A 20895-nucleotide genomic window follows, 5' to 3' on the forward strand; every position below is an offset into this window, starting at 1 on the left:
TATTGGAAATGCAGAGCTTAGCATCAAATAAAAACGCCGCATATTAAAATATGCGGCGTTTTTATTCCCATTATAACTTGTGTATGAGAGTGATTACGATACAGTAATAAAATTTAATCCACGCGGTGATCAAATGCGTATTCTATTAATACTTTTGTTTTCTGTCCTTATTCTTGTTGCCGTTGCCACCTTTTCTTTATGGGCAATTTTTCATTGATGTATCGACTGCCGTTCAAGAAGCGTGTCAACGCTGCTGGTGCCAGGCAAGCGCCCGGACGATATCGTCCGCCGCGACCTTGCCGACAATGTTTCCGTTCTCGACGATGCCGACATCGCCGTTACTGTCTGCAACGGCGTTCATCAGCTCGCGCACCAGCGTTTCCCGGCGTGCCGTTGCCGCAAAGGGGCGCGGAGCGGCGTTGCGGTCGAACGGCGTCATGATATCGCCTGCGCGCAGCACGCCAAGCGGGTTCATATGCGCGACGAAATCGGCGACATACTGATCGGCTGGCTGCAGCAGGATTTGCTGCGGTGTTCCGCATTGCACGATGCGCCCGCCTTCCATGATCGCGATGCGGTTGCCGATTTTCATGGCTTCATCGAGATCGTGGCTCACAAAAACGATGGTTTTCTTCAGCCGCGACTGGAAGGCCAGAAGCTCGTCCTGCAACCTCGTGCGGATTAGCGGGTCCAGCGCCGAGAACGGCTCGTCCATCAGCAGGATTGGCGCGCCGGTAGCAAAGGCGCGGGCGAGGCCGACACGCTGCTGCATACCGCCGGAGAGTTCGCCGACCTTGCGCTTGGCCCAGTCCTGTAGGCCAACCAGTTCAAGCTGCTGGCGGGCCTTATTGATGCGGTCTTCCTTGCCCATGCCGGAGATTTCCAGCCCGAAAGCCACATTCTCCTCAACGGTGCGCCACGGGAGCAAACCGAATTGCTGGAACACCATCGAAACGAGTTCGGTGCGTAGGTGGCGAAGCGTGTTGCGATCCGCTTTGCCGACATCGATGTCACGGTCGCCGTCCTGTACTGTGACGCGACCGCGCGAGATCGGGTTAAGCCGGTTGATGGCGCGCAGCAGCGTGGACTTGCCGGAACCGGACAGGCCCATCAGAACAAGGATTTCGCCTTCTTCAATATCGAGCGTGCAATTATGGACGCCGAGTACATGACCGGTTTCGGCCTGAATCTTGGATCGCGTTGCGCCGCCATCGGCCAGCGCCAGCGCATTGTCCGTGTTCTTGCCGAAAATGATGCAGACGTCTTCGAGTGCGATAATGGTCATCCGCAATCTCCTGACTTTTGTTTGAGCATGATCCGAACCGAAAACCGGTTCCCACTTTTCGGGACCATGCTATTTTTCCCTGCCAGCGCGGAAGATGCGGTCGAGCACGATGGCGACCACGACGATGACAAGGCCTGCCTCGAAGCCGAGCGCGGTGTTGACCGAGTTGAGCGCGCGAACCACCGGAACGCCTAGGCCGTCGGCACCGACAAGGGCTGCAATAACCACCATCGAAAGCGACAGCATGATCGTCTGGGTCAGACCCGCCAGAATTTGCGGCATGGCATAGGGTAGCTCAATCTTCCAGAGAAGCTGCGATCGCGAGGCGCCGAAGGCTTCGCCCGCCTCGATCAACGAGGATGGGGTGGAGGAAACACCAAGATGCGTCAGGCGCACCGGCGCGGGCAGAACGAAAATCGCTGTGGCAAGCAGGCCGGGCACCATGCCGATGCCGAAAAACACAATCGCCGGGATCAGATAGACGAAGGTTGGCAGCGTCTGCATCAGATCAAGCACGGGGCGCATGGCGGCATAAAGGGTGGGGCGATGGGCTGCGGCAATGCCGAGCGGAACGCCAATGGCCATGCAGAGAACGCAGGATGAAAGCACCAGCGTCAGTGTTTCCAGCGTCCGGTCCCAGTAACCCTGATTGAGAATGAACAGAAAGCCCAGGATCGTCAGGACGACCACAGAAATGCGCCGCTGGATAAACCAGGCAATCACCGCGAATATGGCGATCAGGAGCAGGGGATGGGGCAGTTTCAGGACGAAGAGCAGGGCGTCGATCATGCTTTGCATGACCGCTGCCAGCAGGTCGAAAAATCCGCCCATATTGTTCGTCAGCCAGTCCACGACCGTTTTTGCAGTCGGTCCAACCGGGATTTTATAGTCCGTCAGCCAGTTCAACGATGAAGTCTCCTGCTGCGTTTTTTGATGGAAAGGATACGGCTACCCGCAAATAACGAGGCCGCGGGTTTAGCCGCGGCCTGCGAATGCTGCGCGTCAGAGGCCGAGGGCCGATTTGACAGCAGGCAGACCTTCCTTACCGTCAACGGTCGTCACGCCAGCGAGCCACGTGTCGAGCACAGCCGGATTTGCCTTGAGCCAGTCGGTTGCCGCCTTTGAAGGCTCCTGACCGTCATCGAGAATCTTGCCCATGATCTCGTTTTCGAGATCGAGGTTGAATTCGAGATTGGTCAGGAACTTGCCGACATTCGGGCATTCCTGCGTGTAGCCCTTGCGCACATTGGTCTCGACCTTGGCGCCGCCGAGATTCGGGCCGAAGAAGTCATCGCCGCCGGTGAGATAGGTGATCTCGAAGCGCTTGTTCATTGGATGCGGTTCCCATGCGAGGAACACGATCGGCTCCTTGCTTTTGACGGCGCGCGCGACCTGCGCAAGCATGCCCTGTTCGGAGGATTCCGCCAGTTCGAACGACTTCAGGCCGAAGGCGTCTTTGTTGATCATGTCGAGGATCAGACGATTGCCGTCATTGCCCGGCTCGATGCCATAAATCTTGCCGCCAAGCTTGTCCTTGAAGGTGGCGATATCTTTGAAGTCCTTGAGGCCTTCATTGGCGGCATATGTCGGCACGGCAAGCGTGTATTTCGCGCCGGTCAGATTGGTGCGCAGCGTCTCGACGCTCTTGTCATCCAGATAAGGCTTGAGATCGGCGCTCATGGAAGGGTTCCAGTAGCCGAGGAAGACATCAATGTCCTTCTTGCTCAGCGACGCATAGGTCACCGGCACGGAAAGAACCTTGATATCGGTCTTGTAGCCGAGGCCCTTGAGAATTTCGGTCGCAACCGCAGTTGTCGAGGTAATGTCGGTCCAGCCGACATCGGAGAAGCGCACCGTCGAGCAGCTTTTCGGCTCTTCCGCAAAGCTGGCGCCGGGTGCTGCAAGCATTGCCGTTCCCGTGGCAAGCGCAGCAAAGGCAAGCGTATAGGTCAGTTTCATTGTTCTCTCCATTTCCGGGCCGTTTTGACGGTTTGCTTATTTTTCCGGTTCCGGCTTTAGCAAACACCAAAGATTGCGCCGTTCAAGTACCACAGCGGCGAAAATATTCTCGATTGCGACGTCTGTCTCTTTTGTCGTGATGAGAATGAAAAATATCCCGCACTTTTTCTGGAACGGCTCGAAGTTGCGCCATGTTACGGATCGGCCCCCCGGTTTCAACCCTGCCACGCCAAAATGCCGGATAAAATCAGTTGGATGAGCGATCCCGGTTGTCGAAAAGACAAGCGCACTCTATTTGAAAGGGAACAACGTTTCTTGCTCACGCCTTTTCGGGAAACGACGTTTTTTGCGGACGGATCGGCGCGTGAGTGAAAATGGTTCGAAGCCCCGGAATTGCGGGCCAAATGAAGGATGATCGATAGTGTGGAATGCAGTGCGGGCCGTTTTCTCCTTCCTAGGTCGTATGATTGCGGGTCTGGCCCGGCTGATAGCCGTTCCGCTGGCCGCTTTGTGGCGGCTTTATCTTAAGTTCGGAATATTGTGGAAAGCCATAATTGGCGTCGTCGTGGTCGGTCTGGCTGCGCTCTATATCTATTTTATCTGGCAGACTCAGGTCTGGACCAATTTCGATCCGGACTATCCGGCAAAGTATAGTTATCAGACCGCCAACACGCCCGGCGAGGAAGTAAGTTCGCAGTCCGCACCCGCTGCGCCAGCACAAGCTCCGGAACCGGCACCTTCCACCGGAACTGCGGCCGGATCGGGCAATGACCAGCCTTCTTCCGAAACGCCACAGACTGCACAGCCGGTTCAGGCGGCACAAATTCCGTCAACGGCGCGCAAGTGCTCGCGTTCGGCGATTGCCGAGGTTGCCGCAGACCTCACCGATTTCAACGTGAACCAGAATGCGTGGATTTCCTCCATGCTGCTCTACAAGGCCGGTTTCTTCGGCCTCGACTGGGATCGCACACCGTTCCTCGACAACAAGGCCTCGTTCCAGCGTGGTATCAATGCCGCCGTGCGTCGTACGGCGATTGAACTGGTGGACAATATCGGCCGTCTGCGCGGCACATCGCAGATCGATGGCGATCTGCAAAAGGCGCGTGGCAATTTGCAGTTTGCCGAGGATTCCTGGTATTTCGGTCTGAGCCCGTTCGGTCCGAAGACCCCGACGCCAAGCTATTATCGTTCGGCAATCAAGGATCTGCGTTCGTTCAATACGCGCCTTGAAAACTGTCAGGCCACGTTTGATGCCCGCGCCGACAATCTGATCCAGTTTGTCGACCGTATCGCCAGCGATCTGGGTTCCACCTCGGCGATCCTCAAGGACCGCGCGGAAAACTATCATAATGGCTGGTTCGACACCCGTGCGGATGACCGCTTCTGGTTCGCCTATGGTCAGCTCTACGCCTATTACGGCCTGCTCCGCTCGGCGCATTCCGATTTCCGTGGCGTGCTGGCTGAAAAGCACCTCGACGGTGTGTGGGACGAGATGGAAAAGCAGATGCGTTCGGCGCTCGACATGCAGCCTTTCATCGTTTCCAACGGCAGCCCGGATGCGTGGTTTACCCCGTCGCATCTGACCACAATGGGCTTCTATATCCTGCGCGTTCGTTCCAATCTGGTCGACGTGAAGCAGGTTCTGGAGCGCTGACGGGCAATGGAACTGCCTCCGATTTTGCGTCAGGCGGTGGATGCCGCGCTTGAGGGCGTGGCATTGGCCGATCTCAAGCGCGCCTCCGATCTTCTGTCGCGCCGCTATCGCGCCGAGACGCGGGACGGTCGCCTGCATATTTCCGACGATCTGGCCGCGAAAGCCTATCTCGCGGCGCGTTTGCCTGCCACTTATGCGGCGGTGCGCGCAAGCCTCGAAAGTGCTGCGGAAGTTTGCCCGGATTTCGCGCCACAATCGATGTTGGATGTTGGCGCTGGCCCGGGTACGGCGCTATGGGCAGCCCGGGGGTGCTGGCAGTCGCTTGAAAACGCCACAATGATCGAAGCAAGCCCGGCCATTCGCGCCGTTGGTAGCAGTCTGGCCACACAGAGCGGTCTGGCATCGCTGGACTGGCGCGCTGGCGATGTGGTGAAGGAAAAGCTCGATTTTCCGCAAGCTGATCTCGTCACCATTGCCTATGTGTTGGATGAGCTGGCGCCTGATGATCGGCGCAAGCTGGTTGCGCAGCTTTGGACGTCTGCACGGCAGATGTTCGTGATTGTCGAGCCGGGCACGCCTGCGGGCTGGCAGCGCATTCTTGATGCACGCATGGCGCTGATCGGACGGGGTGCGACGATTGCCGCGCCATGCCCGCACCAGCTGGATTGCCCGCTGGTCGCGCCGGACTGGTGCCATTTCTCGCGCCGCGTTGCCCGTTCGCGCATTCACCGCATGACCAAGGATGCGGAAGTGCCGTGGGAGGATGAGAAGTTTATTTATCTCGCCGCCGTGCGCGAACCATCCGATGCTGTTGAAGCGCGGGTTGTTGCGCCGACGAGGGTTGGCGGCGGCAAAGTTTCGGTTAAACTCTGCAAGGATGACGGCAGAGCCGAGGAGCGCCTGCTGACCAAGCGCGACGGCGACTTGTTCCGTTGGGCGCGCCGCGCCGACTGGGGCGATGCATTGTTGAGCGATTGAACCCGGAATCGAGAACATGAAGATCAGTCTGGTCCAGTTACGTCTGCTGCAAGCTGTCGCTGAAACCGGCAGCGTCGGTGCTGCGGCGCGCCAGCTGGGGCTGACGCAATCGGGAGCCAGTCAGGCGATTGCGACGCTGGAAAAGATACTGGGCCTTGATGTGCTGGCCCGCAAACGCGATGGGGCAACCCTGACGGCCTTTGGCCAGTCTATCCTCGACGATGCCAGGACCGCTCTTGCGGCGGTGGACAGGATCGAGCTGCGAGCACGAAGCAATGTTTCGGCAGGGCCCGAGCGGCTCCGTGTCGCGGCCATTCCAAGCCAGCTCGAATATGCCTTGCCCGGTTTGCGGAAAGTTTTTCAGCGGCTCTATCCGGCTATTGAACTCAGCGCGTTCGAGGGCGGACATGATGTCGTGAGCCAATGGGTGCGGGATGGCATTGCCGATCTTGGCATAACCTCGTTGCCCGCGCCGGAGCTGGAAGCATGCGACATCGGTCAGGAGGAGCTTGTCGTGGTGGGACGCAGCGACGATCCTTTCATGCGACATGACAGGATCGCCGTCGAGACCCTGCGGGATCGCCAGCTGATTGCTGCTGCGGGCTGTGAAATGATCATTGACCGCATCATTCATGGCGACGGTAAGACCTGCAGCGAGCAGGTGCGCACCCGTGATGTAGCCACCGTGCTGGAAATGGTGCGGCATGGCATCGGCACGACGCTTTTATCGGAGATCAGCCTGCCGGGGGCGGACCTGCACGGATTGCGGGCGCTTCGCCTCGATCCGCCGACATTTCGCACCGTCTATATCGTTTTTCGGGCCGACAGTCCTGTCCGGCATCTGGTCGAGCGGTTCTGCGATGTAGCGCAAGACGCCAAAAGCAAAGCGGCATAAGAAACTCTAATATCTCATATCTCACTTATCCGTGGTGTTCGCTACGGCGAAGAGTGCAATAGTCCGGCTATTCTTCGACCATCCTGCAGCGAGCAACCATGACCGCCATTGCCGACAACACCCCGACACCTTCGACATCCGATACCATACGCGGTCTTGCCTGGGGGCTTTCCGGGGTTTTGGTGTGGTCCGGATCGTTCGTTCTGACGCGTTTTGGGTTCAAGACCGCGCTCACGCCTTTCGACATCATCGCTTTGCGTTTTGGTGTGGCGGGGCTGGTGCTGCTGCCGGTCGTAGTCATGAAAGGCTTCGGCTTCCGGCAGCTTGGACCGCTGGGCTTTGTCCTTCTGGTTTCCGGCGCAGGCGCGCCCTATGCCCTGATGACCGCCTATGGTCTGCAATTCGCCCCGGCATTCCATGCGGCAGCGCTCATTCCGGGCATCATGACGGTGCTCGTGGCCATTCTGGGCGTGGTGTTTCTGGGAGAACGTCTTGCAATGTCGCGCTGGCTCGGGGTGGTTCTGATCCTGATCGGCAGCATGTTGATCGCGGGACTGTCGCAACTGGGCGGACAGGAAATGGTCGGACACATCGCCTTCTTTGCCGCGGCGCTCATATGGGCGATCTATGTCATGGTGTTTCGCAGCAAGGGGATGGACGGGCTGCATGCGACGGCGATTTCAGCTGTCGCCTCGGCACTGTTCTATCTGCCGATCTATGCGCTTTTCCTGCCCATGGGGCTCGGTGCAACATCCTGGGGCGATATCACCCTGCAAGGGTTTTATCAGGGCGTTCTCACTTCGGCCTTTGGCGTCTTTGCCTTCAACCGCGCTGTTGTTCTGCTGGGAACGGCGGCCGGGGCCGCACTTTCGGCGCTGATCCCCGTCATCACGCTGGTTCTTGCCCTTGTCCTGCTTGGCGAAGTGCCGGGCTTTGCCGACACGCTCGCCGCCCTCCTGATCAGTGTCGGTGTGCTGGCACTGAACAGGAAGGGCAAAAAGCCGGTCGCGTCATGAAGCCTGCAGAACGACGCGCGGGGCAGGGCGGTTGATGATGAACACCATCGCCGCCGCCGCAAGGCACATGGCGCCAGCCAGAACGAGGGCTGGCGTATAGCTGTCATAGTCGGTGCGGACGAAGCCCGCAAAACCGGCGGCAGCAGCGGCGCCAATCTGGTGACCGGTGAACACCCAGCCAAAGACCAGACCGGCCTTTTCCGGGCCGAAACGTTCGGCGGCAAGCTTCACCGTCGGTGGTACGGTTGCGACCCAGTCCAGACCGTAGAAGACGGCGAACAGCGCCAGTTCATAAACCGAGAAGTCGGTGAAGGTCAGATAGATCAGCGACAGGCCGCGCAGCGCATAGAACCAGAACAGCAGCCAGCGATTGTCGAAACGGTCGGAGAGCCAGCCGGACATGATCGTGCCGATCAGGTCGAATGCGCCGATGACTGCGAGGATACCGGCTGCGCCGACCGGCGCGATGCCGTAGTCACCGCAAAGCGTGATCCAGTGGGTCTGGATGAGGCCGTTTGTCGAAAAGCCGCAGACGAAGAAGGTCAGGAACAGCACCCAGAAAGTGGAGGTCGAGGACGCTTCGCGCAGGGTCACCAGCGGCGAGGCAAGCATGGCGCCAAAGCTCTTCTTCGGTTCAGGTGCTGGCAGTGGAGCCGTGCGGCCATAGGGTTTCAGGCCGATATCTGCCGGGTGATCGCGCATCAAAGCGAGAACCAGCAACAGCGCAACGGTCAGGAAACCAATGACGATGGTGAGCGATGTGCGCCAGCCAATGGTCTGGCTGACACTGGCGAGGATCGGCATGAAAACCAGCTGGCCGGTGGCATTGCTGGCGGTCATCAGGCCGACCACAAGACCACGGCGCTTTTCAAACCAGCGGGCGGCAACCGTTGCACCCAGCACGAGCGCGGTCATGCCGGTGCCGACACCGATCACGACGCCCCAGAGGCCCACCATCTGCCATTCCTCCGTCATGAAGATGGAGCCGAGAAGGCCGCTGGCGATCAGGATCAGCGCTGCGGTCACAACGCGGCGGAGGCCGAACTGGTTCATGAAGGCGGCCGCAAACGGTCCCATCAGGCCGAACAGAACCAAACGAAGCGCCATGGCAAAAGAGATATTGGCGTTGGTCCAGCCGAATTCGCGCTGGAGCGGTTCGATCAATATGCCTGCCGACCCCATGGCGGCAGCCGTTGCCAGCATGGTCAGGAAGGTAATGGCGGCGACAACCCATCCGTAATGGATGTTTCTCTGTTCGAGAACGCGTGCGAGGCGGGCAGATATCATCTTGAGCGCTTTCGGTTAGGACCATTTTTGCAGAAATGGCCACGGATAGGAAGGCGAGCTTCTTTGCGCGTAGCCGCAGAAGCGCGCTCCGTCATTGTTTCCAGTCAAGTCAGTTCAGTTAGAGGGTCGCGTCCGACGGGCTTCAGAGTGCCTGAAGCAGCGCCTGCAACTGTTCGACCCCGTTATTTCCAAGTTTTTCTTCGATTTCTTCCTGGGCTTTATCCCAGAGCGGACCGCCACGGGTGAGAAGCTCCCGGCCTGTATTGGTCAATCTGATATTGGTTTCGCGATGGTCTTCGCCCTGGCCGGGCTCAACCAGTCCCATGCGCTGCAACACCTTGGCGTTGCGCCCCATCGTGGAACGATCAAGCTCGGCCGTGCGCGCCAGTTCGGTGATCGACAGTGTGCCCGCGCGGTCAAGCCGACGCAGCAGGCTGAACTGTGCGACATTGATGCCAAGCGGCGCCAGCGCCTCGTCATAGATGGCGGAGGTTTTGCGCGATGCCTGACGCAGAAGTATGCAGAAACAAGAATGTGCCATAATGCGGGTATATACCCGCAAATGAATTCTGGCAAGCATTCATTGCTGGAGCAGGAAGGATCCTGTCAGCGTGGCGATGGCCATGAGAGGCCTTTTATACCGCGATATGCGCGGTTTCCTTGACTTCTTCCATGACGGCATAGGTGTGCGATTCCCGCACGCCGGGCAGAGAAAGAAGCGCTTCCGACAGGAAACGGCGATAATGATCCATGTCGGAAACGCGGGCCTTGACGAGATAGTCAAAGCCGCCTGCCACCATATGGCATTCGAGAACGTCTGGATTGTTGCGCGTGAACGTCGCGAAGGTCTCGAAGACTTCCGGCGTCGTGCGGTCGAGCTTGATCTCGATGAAAACCAGCATGGCGCGGTCGAGCATCTTGGGCGACAGCCGTGCCGAATAGCCCAGAATATAGCCTTCCCGGGTCAGGCGCTTGACGCGTTCGGCAGTCGCTGTCTGCGAGAGATTGATGCGATCGGCAAGCTCGGTATTGGTCAGGCGCCCGTTCTCCTGAAGGGCCTGTAGGATGTTCCTGTCCATGGCATCAAGGTTCTTCATGCGTGTGTCCCCAACTGGTCGCCTGTTTGCGGCGACTCTTTTCTTCATGCGTTCATTCTGAATTAAGTCACGGGAATGAATCTGAAATCCGCGCTGGGCGCAAGACGAAACTTGTTCAGAAGGCTGACAAATTTGCGGGGACTGGTGAGCCATGTCCCAAATACGAACAGGCGGCCCCGAATCAATTACTAGTTGCCAACTACATGCAACCCATGGTAGTGATTAGCCATACTGAAAGTCGTATTGCACGTATAAATTTAGTCATTTGGGGGGCGAGGAGCCTCGTTTTGATCAGGCAAGGCACCCCGCTTCCTTGTCTGTATGTCCTCATTAAGGACAGGGAAAAGTCCGGACCTTCCGTGGTGTCCGGACTTTTCTTTTTTCGGTTCCGAAGGCTTAGCATAATTCTGACAGGTATAGGCCTGACAATTTTCACAGGGTCGGCTCATCGGGGCCGGGTCTCGGGTCTGTCGGGAAAAATGCGAGGCCACAATTTTCCGGTTGCAAGCCGCCCGGCGGAACGCTAACACTAGCGCCCATGAACATTTCGCACATTCGCATCAACGGTTGGTGGTGGGCTCGCTAAAAGCGGCCACGCAGGCGTTTGCGCATATGCGTTCAGGAGACAGGGCCGCTGGGATTATCCGGGCGGCCTTTTTGTTTGGCTGCCCGAATGGGACCGAAGCCCGGAATTATTCGAAAACGAAAGCAATTGGGATTAGCCGACCATGAATGCGAAGATAGCGGATAGCGAGATATTTCAGCACGAAACGGCTGGCGGCATTGTCGTCGAGCGCGTGCGCCATCTCACTGCGTATAAGGGCGCCATCGAAACCTATATCGATGTGCTCAATGAAAGACGCGGTGCGGTGTTCTCGTCCAACTACGAATATCCGGGCCGCTATACGCGATGGGACACGGCAATCGTCGATCCGCCAGTGGTGATCACGTCGCGCCAGCGCACCATGCGCATTGAGGCGTTGAACGCCCGTGGCGTCATCCTGCTGCGCCCCATTCTCGATACGGTACAGGCCTTGGGCGAAGTGACGGTGGATACGTCCACGCAGGATCGCATCGAGCTGACCATCGCGGAGCCGACCGGCACATTTACCGAAGAAGAGCGTTCGCGCATGCCTTCGGTGTTCACGGTGCTGCGCGCCATTGTCGGGCTGTTCTTCTCGGAAGAAGATGCCAATCTCGGCCTTTACGGTGCTTTCGGTTACGATCTGGCGTTCCAGTTCGACCCGATCCAGTACAAGCTCAAGCGCCCGGAAACCCAGCGCGATCTGGTGCTGTTCATTCCCGACGAGATCTTCGTCGCCGACCACTATGCAGCACGCGCCTGGGTCGATCGTTATGAATTCACCTGCGGCGGTTCCTCGACGCATGGTCTTGCGCGGGCAACGCCTGCCGAGGCGTTCAAGCCTTCGGAACGCACATTGCCGCGTGGCGATCATAATCCGGGCGAATATGCCAAGCTGGTCGAGCGCGCCAAGGATAGCTTCAAGCGCGGCGATCTGTTCGAGGTCGTGCCGGGTCAGACCTTCTATGAGCGTTGCCACACTGCACCGTCGGAAATCTTCCGTCGCCTGAAGACGATCAATCCGTCGCCTTATTCCTTCTTCATCAATCTGGGCGAGAACGAATATCTGGTTGGCGCATCGCCGGAAATGTTCGTGCGCGTCAATGGCCGCCGCATCGAAACCTGCCCGATTTCGGGCACGATCAAGCGCGGGGAGGATGCGATTTCGGATTCGGAGCAGATTCTGAAACTGCTCAATTCCAAGAAGGACGAATCCGAGCTGACCATGTGTTCGGATGTCGACCGCAACGACAAGAGCCGCGTCTGCGAGCCGGGTTCGGTGCGGGTGATTGGTCGCCGCCAGATCGAAATGTATTCGCGCCTGATCCATACGGTTGATCATATTGAAGGTCGCCTGCGTGACGGTATGGATGCTTTCGACGGTTTCCTCAGCCATGCATGGGCTGTGACCGTGACCGGCGCGCCGAAATTGTGGGCGATGCGTTTTCTTGAGGAAAACGAGCGCAGCCCGCGTGCATGGTATGGCGGCGCCATCGGCATGATGCATTTCAACGGCGACATGAACACCGGTCTCACGCTGCGCACCATCCGCATCAAGGATGGCGTGGCTGAAATCCGTGCCGGTGCAACGCTGCTGTTTGATTCCAACCCGGAAGAAGAAGAGGCGGAAACCGAGCTGAAGGCTTCGGCGATGATCGCGGCTGTGCGTGAGGCGCAGAAGAGCAATCATGTTGCTGAAGAACGTGTGGCCGCCAAGGTAGGCGAGGGCATCTCGGTCCTGCTGGTGGATCACGAAGATTCCTTCGTACACACGCTGGCCAATTATTTCCGCCAGACGGGCGCAACCGTATCGACGGTGCGCTCGCCAGTCGCCGACGATATTTTCGACCGCGTCAATCCTGATCTCGTGGTGCTTTCGCCGGGGCCGGGTTCGCCGCAGGATTTCGACTGCAAGGCAACCATCGACAAGGCGCGCAAGCGCGAACTGCCGATCTTCGGCGTCTGCCTCGGCCTTCAGGCTCTGGCGGAAGCCTATGGCGGCACGTTGCGCCAGTTGCGTATTCCGATGCATGGCAAGCCGTCGCGCATTCGCGTGTCGAAGCCGGAACGCATTTTCTCCGGTCTGCCGAAGGAAGTGACGGTCGGGCGCTACCATTCGATCTTCGCCGATCCGGAGCGTCTGCCGGATGATTTCCTCGTCACGGCGGAAACCGAAGACGGTGTGATCATGGCTTTCGAGCATAAGAAGGAGCCGGTGGCGGCTGTTCAGTTCCACCCGGAATCGATCATGACGCTCGGTCATAATGCCGGTATGCGCATAATCGAGAATGTGGTGACGCATCTGGCGGGCAAACACAAAAAAGCGCGCCGCAGCAACTACTGAAAAGGCGCTTCATCGCGTTGATATTCAACCGGTCGTAGTCATCCTGCGGCCGGTTTTGTTTTTGGAATTCGACGGTGCGTTTCCGCGGCTTGCTCTGGCAACGCATTTGCAACTGTAATGCCTTGCATTTGCAGGAAAAATTAAATGCGATAACTGAAAAAACAGGGGTACGAACTTCGATTGTTCTGGGGTATAGAGCGGTCATTGAAGCACATCTCAAAAAGTGTGAAACGGTTTTTGGATAAGATGCGCTTTAGACAATGCAGTTGCATAGGACTGACCGGCTCTGAAAGCTAATTTCAAGCCAAAGCCGGTGCGCATGAGCCCAATATGCATGAGCCTGAATTGATCAAGGTCCGGTTTTTGGGCCTGTCTCGGGCAGTAATTAGATAAATCAAAGGTTCGTCATGGACGCGAGTGCAAGAGTTCGGCGGCTAGCCGCATGGTCGATTCCCATTGCCTTTGGGGTGATGGGGCTGAAATATGTGGCTTATATGCTCACCGGCTCGGTGGCGCTCTATTCCGATGCGCTCGAATCCATCGTCAATGTCATCGCGGCAGTGGGCGCCTGGTGGGCGATCAGCGTGAGCTATAAGCCCGCCGATGAAAATCACCCGTTTGGCCATCACAAGGCGGAATATATTTCGGCGGTTGTCGAGGGCGTTTTGATCACCGTTGCGGCGCTGTTGATCTTCCGCGAGGCTTGGTTTGCCTTGCAGACCCCGCGCCAGCTCGAAGCACCATGGCTTGGCCTTGGCATCAATACAGTTGCCGCTGTCATCAATGGCGTCTGGGCCACGCTCCTGATCCGTACTGGGCGTGCGGCACGGTCTCCAGCGCTAGAAGCCGACGGCAAACACATCATGACCGACGTATTCACGTCGCTGGGCGTGCTGGTCGGTCTGGTGGGTGCTGTCGTCACCGGTTGGGCAATCCTCGATCCGCTGCTCGCCATTGTCGTGGCGCTGAATATTCTGTGGCAGGGCTGGCACGTGATCAACTCGTCGGTGCAGGGCTTGATGGATATTGGCGTCGAGCCTGCCGAGGAAATGCGCATCCGCGATGTCATTTCGTCCAATGCAGCAGGCGCCATTGAAGTGCACGACTTGAAAACGCGTATCGCCGGGCGCGTCACCTTCATCGAGTTTCATCTGGTTGTGGCTGCGGACATGAGCGTCGGCGATGCACATGTGATCTGCGACCGCATTGAAGATGCCCTGAAAGAGCAGATCGGCAGCGCCCGCGTCGTCATCCATGTTGAACCGGAAGACGAGGCGAAATTGCCTTTGGGTACAAGTGCGGTTCCCTTTGCCTGATTGAAATACCGTGCTGACCGAAGCAACTGGCGTAAATGCATCTTGCATCGGTCAAATCGCGCGTGTAAAAGCTTGACCATGATGACGAAGAACGCAACATCTCTGGGACATTCGGCTGCCGCCACTGGCGCGCGCGTCGATGTTTGCGTTCTCAACTCGCTTCTTACCCTCGGCCTTAGCGGCGATCGCCGGGCTCGTTGAAGGAGCGTCCGGCGGTCGAAAACGGTCCCGCTGGCCTGTGCTCCTTTTCATAAAACCCTACAATCGATCAAGAATATCCGTGCTTGACGGGCTTTAATGCCGTCCAGAAGCCGGGAGGAAACGAGAAATGAACCAGTCCGTTATCACGCCGCAATCTGTCGCCGAAGCCGAACGTAAAGGCATGCGGGATGCAGCCACCAAATATTCGCCATTCCCGGCTCCCAAGCTCGACGACCGTACCTGGCCATCCAAGCGCATCGAAAAAGCGCCGATCTGGTGCTCGGTCGATCTGCGCGACGGCAATCAGGCTTTGATCGACCCGATGGGTCACGACCGCAAGGAGCGCATGTTCCGCTTGCTGGTCGATATGGGTTTCCCGGAAATCGAAATCGGCTTTCCATCTGCCTCGCAGACGGATTTCGACTTCTGCCGCTGGGCTATCGAGCAGGGCAATGTGCCGGACGAGCTGGATTTGCAGGTGCTGGTGCAGTGCCGTCCTGAACTGATCACCCGCACATTCGAAGCTTTGGAAGGCGCAAAGACGCCGATCATCCACTTCTACAATTCCACCAGCGAATTGCAGCGCCGCGTGGTTTTCGCCAAGGATGTTGGCGGGATCAAGCAGATCGCGACCGATGCGGCCAAGATGATCATGGATATGGCGGCCAAGGCAGGTGGCGGTTATCGCTTCCAGTATTCGCCGGAAAGCTTTACCGGCACCGAGCTGGATGTGGCGCTGGAAATCTGCAATGCGGTCATCGAGATCGTGAAGCCGACGGCGGACAACAAGCTGATCGTCAATCTGCCGTCTACGGTGGAAATGAACACGCCGAATGTCTATGCCGACCAGATCGAATGGATGTGCCGCAATCTCGACAATCGCGAAAACCTGATCATTTCGTTGCACCCGCATAATGACCGCGGTACGGGCATCGCTGCGACGGAACTGGGCCTGATGGCCGGTGCCGATCGTGTAGAAGGCACCTTGTTTGGCAATGGCGAGCGCACCGGCAATGTGGACGTGGTGACGCTGGCGCTGAACATGTATACGCAGGGCATCGATCCCGAGCTGGATTGCACGGACATCAATCGCATGAAGGATGTCTATGAATATTCGAACCAGCTGAAGATCGCAGAGCGTCACCCCTATGTCGGCGAGTTGGTCTATACCGCTTTCTCCGGCTCGCATCAGGATGCGATCAACAAGGGCATGAAGGCGCGCAAGTCGGCCAATTCGCCGGTTTGGGAAGTGCCTTATCTGCCGATCGACCCGCAGGACGTTGGCCGTTCCTACGAAGCGATCATCCGCATCAATTCGCAGTCGGGCAAGGGCGGCATCGCCTATATCCTGCAGGCCGATTACGGTTTGAACCTGCCGCGCAATCTGCAGGTCGAGTTCCGCGAAATCATCCAGCAGATCACCGACGACGAAGGCAAGGAATTGCCGTCCAAGCGCATTCATGAAGAGTTCCAGAAGCTCTATGTGACGCAGCCGGATGCTCGCATCAAGTTCGTGGATCACCACACCATACCGGATCCTGAACAGAAGGGTCGCCGCATTCTCACCGCCGAAATCACCGATAACGGCGTGACCAAGAATATAGAAGGCAAGGGCACCGGTCCGATTGATGGCTTTGTCGACGCGCTGTCCAAATATCTCGGCGTGAAGATGTCGGTCGTGGATTATTCCGAACATTCGCTCCAGCAGGGTTCGGATGCGTCGGCCATCTCCTATGTTGAAATGGCGCATCCGGGTGGCAAGCTGTTTGGTGCCGGCATCAACGACAATATCGTCAGCGCATCGCTGGAAGCCATCGTATCGGCGGCCAACCGGGTGATCGGTCAGTAACCGAAGGCTATTGAACAAAAAAGGCGGCACACTGTGCCGCCTTTTTCATTTGTAGAGTTCCTGCTCGGATATCTTGAAAATGCGCTCGCTTGCATCTTCGATGCCGTGCTGTTCCCACAGGCAATGCCAGCCGCCATCCGGCTTGCGGTCGATGTTGAAGAGATTGTAGCGGGCAGGCGGTTTGTGGCCGCCATAGTTCTGGCTGGCCGACGGGACGCAGATCACAGGCACTTTGCCGTTCGGTCCGTCGATTTCATATTTCGTCGCCAGATGCGTGTGGCCGTGAATGACCAGTTCCGCGCCATACTTGCGGATGATCTTTTGAAAACGGCGGATGCCGTAAAGCCGCTTGTGGGTCGGCGTTGCACCGTGGATCGGCGGATGATGGATCATCACCACCCGGAAAAGCCCGCGCGCACCTGCCTCATCGAGTGTGGCGGCAAGACGCTTGGCCTGCGCTGAACGAAAATCGCCGCTCGCCATGAAAGGTGCCGTAGCGCGGGCTGACGAAACGCCGATCATCGCGACATCATCGCGCACACGCATATAAGGAAATTGCGGGCGCTTGCCCTTGTTGCCGATGCCGTCGCCGCGCATCCACGGTTCCCATTTGCGGCAGGACCGGTCGAGCGCGCCGGGGACATAGGCATCGTGATTGCCGGGCACGACCGAGACATCATCCGGGTTGCCCAGTTTCGACAGCCAGTCGGCGGCGATATCTATTTCCAGATTGAGAGCCAGATTGACCAGATCGCCAGTGACGGCAATATGATTCGGCGCTTGCGCCAGCATATCGGCTACAAGTTTATCGAGCACCGTTCCGTGCATTGCACCCTTGCGGTTGCGCAGCCAGTTGATATAACCGGTGATACGCTTCGAGGCCAATTCGCGATATCTCACACGCGGCAGTGGCGAAAGGTGGATATCGGAGATGTGAGCGAGGCGAAACATAAGGCCCGTTTACTGGATAATTTCTAAAATAGAAACCGTGTTTAGCGACTTTTTGTTGATGCGATTGCTGCATTGATAACTGCATATAATGTTTGCTGGAGAGTCGGAATGCGCTTTCGTCATTTTATATTTCATTCATATTTTCTTTTGCGGCGCCCCATGACACTTGGGGTAAGGGCAATTGTGTATGATGAAAAGATTAACTCTGTTTTTTTAGTAAGACATACTTACGTACCGGGATGGCAGTTACCGGGCGGCGGTGTAGATAGTGGGGAGACTTTTCAGCAGGCGCTAGAAAAAGAACTGCGGGAAGAGGGTAATATTGTCCTGAAAGGCCGCCCCCAACTTCTTGCGCTTTACAAGAATGCCCATGCTTCTCCACGGGATCATGTAGCACTGTATGTATGCCGTTCTTTTGAACAACTTGCGCCGAAAGTGCCCGATAGAGAGATTGCCGAGAGCGGTTTCTTTCCGCTCGACGATCTTCCGGAAGGAACCACAGCTTCAACCAAGCGGCGTTTGCAGGAAGCCCTGTATGATCTGGAGCCGCTGCCGATGTGGTAATACCACTTGTGCCCGGCGGTTTTGTTTAACGCCGGGCGGAGATACTCTGTAATACTTTGGTATAAAGGGCGCAGGATGCGCCCTTTAAAATAGTCTGAAATTAGAAACGGTAGGTGATACCGGTGCCGATCAGCCACGGATTGAGCTTGGCTTTGCCGCTCAGTTCCTGTCCGCCGACTGTGACGTCGAACTTCGGTTCGAGGAACAGCTTCTTCACGTCGAAGTTCAGGCCCCAATGTTCGTCGATCATATAGTCCACACCGAACTGGAGTGCGCCGCCAAACGTGTTCTTGACCTTCAGATAGTCGGCGCTGCCTGCATCCTGATTGTAGAAGATGGTGTAATTGACGCCTGCACCGACATAAGGCTTGAACGCGCCGAAATTGGTGAAGTGATATTGCAGTGTCAGGGTGGGCGGTAGAATCCAGGTCTTGCCGACCTTGCCAAGACTGCTGATGGAGCCTGCGCCGTTGATATTGGCATAGGTCGTGCCGAGAATGAGTTCGGCGGCGATATTGTCCGTGAAGTAATAGGTGATATCGAGTTCGGGCGTGATCGACTTCGAGTAGTCGAGGTCGGAACCCGGAACACCATTCACATGGCCCTTGTTCTCCGCAATGACCCCAAGGGCGCGCACGCGGATCTGCCATGGTGAAAGCGCTTCTGGCACAGCCTGAATTTCAGAGGCTGGCTGGGCCACCACAGTGTCGGCGGCAAAGGCGGCCGGGGCGGCAAATGTCAGCGCGGTTGCTGCAAGCAGCCCTGTCGCAAATCGGTTCATCAAATCTCTCCTTAGTCACAGTGCAGTCTTGGGTGTCGTCCTGGGGGATGCATCCAATCTGAACTGCGTTGCCTCGCGCCCCATTGATCGAGATCAAAGGGGCGCAAGAGAATGAGAGAGTGCTGATATTAGAAACCGCACTGTTGCAGGAAAAGCGCAGTCGCGGTCGGGCCGGTTAACTCTTCGAAAAACGATCCCTGTCATGCGGGGCGGCAAAGTCGATTTCCGGGCCCATCGGCACAACGCCGGTTGGGTTGATCGTCTTGTGGCTGCGGTAATAATGGCCCTTGATATGTTCCATATTCACCGTCGAGGCCACGCCCGGCACCTGATACAGCTCGCGCGTATAGTTCCACAGGTTCGGATAATCGGCGATCCGGCGCAGATTGCATTTGAAATGACCAACATAGACCGGATCAAAGCGCAAAAGCGTCGTGAACAGACGCCAATCCGCTTCCGTCAGGCTTGAGCCTGTCAGATAACGCTGGCGGGACAGGCGGTCTTCCAGTGTGTCGAGCGCGGCGAATAGCTGCTTGAACGCTTCTTCATAAGCATCCTGCTCGGTGGCGAAGCCAGCGCGATAAACGCCATTGTTGATGTTTGGATAGATGAAATCGTTGAGTGCATCGATTTCAGCCGCCAGCGCTTCCGGATAGAAGTCGAGCGAGGCATCGCCGAATTCATTGAAAGCCGTATTGAGCATGCGGATGATTTCCGACGACTCGTTGGAAACGATCGTCTGGCGTTGCTTGTCCCACAGGACCGGCACAGTCACGCGGCCGGAATAGTTGGGATCGGCGCGGGTATAGATTTCATAAAGGCGCTTGGAGCCGTACAGATCATCACCGGTGCTGCCGGTGGTGCCGTAAAAGGTCCAGCCTTCTTCCACCATCAGAAAATCGACGACCGAAACCGAAATGACATCTTCCAGTTTCTTCAGCGCGCGAAAAATCAGCGTGCGATGCGCCCATGGGCATGCATAGGAAACATAAAGATGATAGCGGCCCGGCTCGGCCTTGAAACCGCCTTCGCCAGTCGGACCGGCGCTGCCGTCCGCGGTTACCCAGTTGCGGAATTGCGATTTCGAGCGTTCAAAGCGGCCTTTTGTGCTCTTGGTGTCGTACCAGACATCCTGCCACTTGCCATCGACCAGAAGTCCCATGTGATTTCTCCTTTTGGCAGCTAAGCATTTCCAGCAAAAGTGCGAAGCGGTTTTGCGTGGGATAATGCGTTGAACAAATAGATCGAAACGGCGGCATTTGCAGTATCTCAACTCGTAAACAGTGCGTCACGTTGCCAAAAAGAGAAGTCGAAACTGCCATTTTGAAAAAAATGGTTTTACCTCTGCTCAATTTGGTGTAATGGGAGTTCCAATTTGCGATCATCCAATGTTCGATCGCCCGGGAGACACGTAATGGAAATGCTTTTCATCCGACGATGAAACTTGGACCGCGCTGCGAGCGCGGAGTGCATTCCATTGACCTGACGGTCCCTGAAGTCTCCAATTGTGATCTTAAGCCCATGCAGCAGCTTGAACTGACCTACGCGCAGGAATGCCCGGCGCACGACATTGAAATCGAAGCCATCAATGCCGAAGCTTTCGGACCGGGACGCTTTACCCGTGCCGCCCATTTCATCCGTGAAGGCGGTCCGCATGATCTGAGCCTTTCCTTCGTTGCCCTGATGGGGGGCATAGTGGTGGGTTCCGTGCGGCTGACGCCGGTTGTGATCGGCAAGACACCAGCACTGTTGCTGGGGCCGCTTGCCGTGCGGCCTGAATGGAAGAAGCGGGGCATTGGCGGCACGCTGATGCGCCAGTCGCTGGAAGCGGCGACGAAGGCGGGACACAAGCTGGTCATTCTGGTGGGTGACGAACCTTATTATGGTCCGTTCGGCTTCAAGATGGTGCCGCATGGCTCCATGGTCATGCCCGCACCGGTCGATCCGCGCCGGATGCTTGCCTGTGAACTCACTGCCGGTGCCGCAAGCGGCGTCAGCGGCATTGTGCGCCACGCCAACCGGGCCTGATTTTCAGTTTAATCTTTGATTTGTGGGAACGTTTGCTTTTCCCCTCATCCTGAGGAGCCGTCGAAGACGGCGCATCATCCTGAGATTTTTGAAGGATCGAAGGAGAG

Annotated in this window: 18 protein-coding genes; 9 read left to right on the forward strand and 9 right to left on the reverse strand. The window is 57.2% G+C overall.

All coding sequences use genetic code 11. From position 1 onward, the window contains the following. Positions 1-244: 244 nt before the first annotated feature. From choV to FHW00_RS04825, 3 genes are all read right to left on the reverse strand, one after another. On the reverse strand, positions 245-1285 hold the full coding sequence (gene choV, locus FHW00_RS04815; protein WP_078338785.1) for a choline ABC transporter ATP-binding protein: 1041 nt from the start codon (positions 1283-1285) through the stop codon (positions 245-247). 69 nt (positions 1286-1354) lie between these two features. Beyond that, the gene (gene choW, locus FHW00_RS04820) at positions 1355-2191 is read right to left on the reverse strand and encodes a choline ABC transporter permease subunit (RefSeq protein ID WP_078338784.1); all 837 of its coding nucleotides are present in this window, start codon (positions 2189-2191) and stop codon (positions 1355-1357) included. Between the two features lie 96 nt (positions 2192-2287). Then, positions 2288-3256 carry a choline ABC transporter substrate-binding protein gene (locus FHW00_RS04825; RefSeq protein WP_078338783.1) on the reverse strand — a complete coding sequence of 323 codons (969 nt, stop codon included), beginning with the start codon at positions 3254-3256 and terminating at the stop codon, positions 2288-2290. A gap of 451 nt (positions 3257-3707) precedes the next feature. Between FHW00_RS04825 and FHW00_RS04830 the strand changes: the two genes are divergently transcribed. The 4 genes from FHW00_RS04830 (at position 3708) to FHW00_RS04845 (ending at position 7787) form a co-directional block, all read left to right on the forward strand. After that, complete coding sequence (locus FHW00_RS04830; RefSeq protein ID WP_078338782.1) at positions 3708-4898, forward strand: DUF2333 family protein; 1191 nt, start codon at positions 3708-3710, stop codon at positions 4896-4898. 6 nt (positions 4899-4904) lie between these two features. Further along, on the forward strand, positions 4905-5876 hold the full coding sequence (locus FHW00_RS04835; RefSeq protein WP_078338781.1) for a small ribosomal subunit Rsm22 family protein: 972 nt from the start codon (positions 4905-4907) through the stop codon (positions 5874-5876). Positions 5877-5892: 16 nt separating this feature from the next. After that, positions 5893-6771 carry a LysR family transcriptional regulator gene (locus tag FHW00_RS04840; protein ID WP_078338780.1) on the forward strand — a complete coding sequence of 293 codons (879 nt, stop codon included), beginning with the start codon at positions 5893-5895 and terminating at the stop codon, positions 6769-6771. A gap of 98 nt (positions 6772-6869) precedes the next feature. Then, a complete protein-coding gene (locus tag FHW00_RS04845) occupies positions 6870-7787 on the forward strand; it encodes a DMT family transporter (RefSeq protein ID WP_078338779.1) in 918 nt (305 codons plus the stop codon). Here the strand turns inward: FHW00_RS04845 and FHW00_RS04850 are convergent. From FHW00_RS04850 to FHW00_RS04860, 3 genes are all read right to left on the reverse strand, one after another. Next, positions 7782-9074: an MFS transporter gene (locus FHW00_RS04850; RefSeq protein ID WP_078338778.1), complete on the reverse strand. Its 1293-nt coding sequence runs from the start codon at positions 9072-9074 to the stop codon at positions 7782-7784. The genes FHW00_RS04845 and FHW00_RS04850 overlap by 6 nt on opposite strands. Before the next feature lie 142 nt (positions 9075-9216). Further along, entirely contained in the window at positions 9217-9615 is a 399-nt protein-coding gene (locus FHW00_RS04855) for a MarR family winged helix-turn-helix transcriptional regulator (protein ID WP_078338777.1), read from the reverse strand. 94 nt (positions 9616-9709) lie between these two features. Beyond that, complete coding sequence (locus FHW00_RS04860; RefSeq protein WP_078338776.1) at positions 9710-10171, reverse strand: Lrp/AsnC ligand binding domain-containing protein; 462 nt, start codon at positions 10169-10171, stop codon at positions 9710-9712. A 728-nt stretch (positions 10172-10899) separates the two neighbouring features. Here FHW00_RS04860 and FHW00_RS04865 point away from each other — a divergent pair. The 3 genes from FHW00_RS04865 to leuA all read left to right on the forward strand — a co-directional run bounded on the left by FHW00_RS04865 (position 10900) and on the right by leuA (position 16464). Further along, positions 10900-13098 (forward strand): anthranilate synthase component I, encoded by a 2199-nt coding sequence (locus FHW00_RS04865; protein WP_078338775.1) that lies wholly within the window; start codon positions 10900-10902, stop codon positions 13096-13098. A gap of 407 nt (positions 13099-13505) precedes the next feature. Continuing rightward, positions 13506-14414, forward strand: coding sequence for a cation diffusion facilitator family transporter (locus FHW00_RS04870; protein WP_078338774.1), 909 nt, complete (start codon positions 13506-13508; stop codon positions 14412-14414). A gap of 328 nt (positions 14415-14742) precedes the next feature. Next, complete coding sequence (leuA, locus tag FHW00_RS04875; RefSeq protein ID WP_078338773.1) at positions 14743-16464, forward strand: 2-isopropylmalate synthase; 1722 nt, start codon at positions 14743-14745, stop codon at positions 16462-16464. Positions 16465-16509: 45 nt separating this feature from the next. On the opposite strand, the gene FHW00_RS04880 is transcribed toward leuA, so the two are convergent. Then, positions 16510-17415: a metallophosphoesterase family protein gene (locus tag FHW00_RS04880; protein WP_078338772.1), complete on the reverse strand. Its 906-nt coding sequence runs from the start codon at positions 17413-17415 to the stop codon at positions 16510-16512. 108 nt (positions 17416-17523) lie between these two features. On the opposite strand from FHW00_RS04880, the gene FHW00_RS04885 reads away from it, so the two are divergent. Further along, the gene (locus FHW00_RS04885) at positions 17524-17979 is read left to right on the forward strand and encodes an NUDIX domain-containing protein (RefSeq protein WP_078338771.1); all 456 of its coding nucleotides are present in this window, start codon (positions 17524-17526) and stop codon (positions 17977-17979) included. Positions 17980-18079: 100 nt separating this feature from the next. On the opposite strand, the gene FHW00_RS04890 is transcribed toward FHW00_RS04885, so the two are convergent. Together FHW00_RS04890 and FHW00_RS04895 are read right to left on the reverse strand one after the other, a co-directional pair. Beyond that, positions 18080-18760 (reverse strand): OmpW/AlkL family protein, encoded by a 681-nt coding sequence (locus tag FHW00_RS04890; RefSeq protein WP_078338770.1) that lies wholly within the window; start codon positions 18758-18760, stop codon positions 18080-18082. Between the two features lie 175 nt (positions 18761-18935). After that, positions 18936-19922 carry a glutathione S-transferase family protein gene (locus FHW00_RS04895; protein ID WP_078338769.1) on the reverse strand — a complete coding sequence of 329 codons (987 nt, stop codon included), beginning with the start codon at positions 19920-19922 and terminating at the stop codon, positions 18936-18938. 359 nt (positions 19923-20281) lie between these two features. Here FHW00_RS04895 and FHW00_RS04900 point away from each other — a divergent pair, with 359 nt between their 5' ends. Continuing rightward, complete coding sequence (locus tag FHW00_RS04900) at positions 20282-20788, forward strand: GNAT family N-acetyltransferase (protein ID WP_078338873.1); 507 nt, start codon at positions 20282-20284, stop codon at positions 20786-20788. Positions 20789-20895 lie beyond the last annotated feature (107 nt).

It is taken from the genome of Ochrobactrum sp. P6BSIII (genome assembly GCF_014138065.1).
In the GTDB taxonomy this organism is placed as follows: Bacteria; Pseudomonadota; Alphaproteobacteria; order Rhizobiales; family Rhizobiaceae; genus Brucella.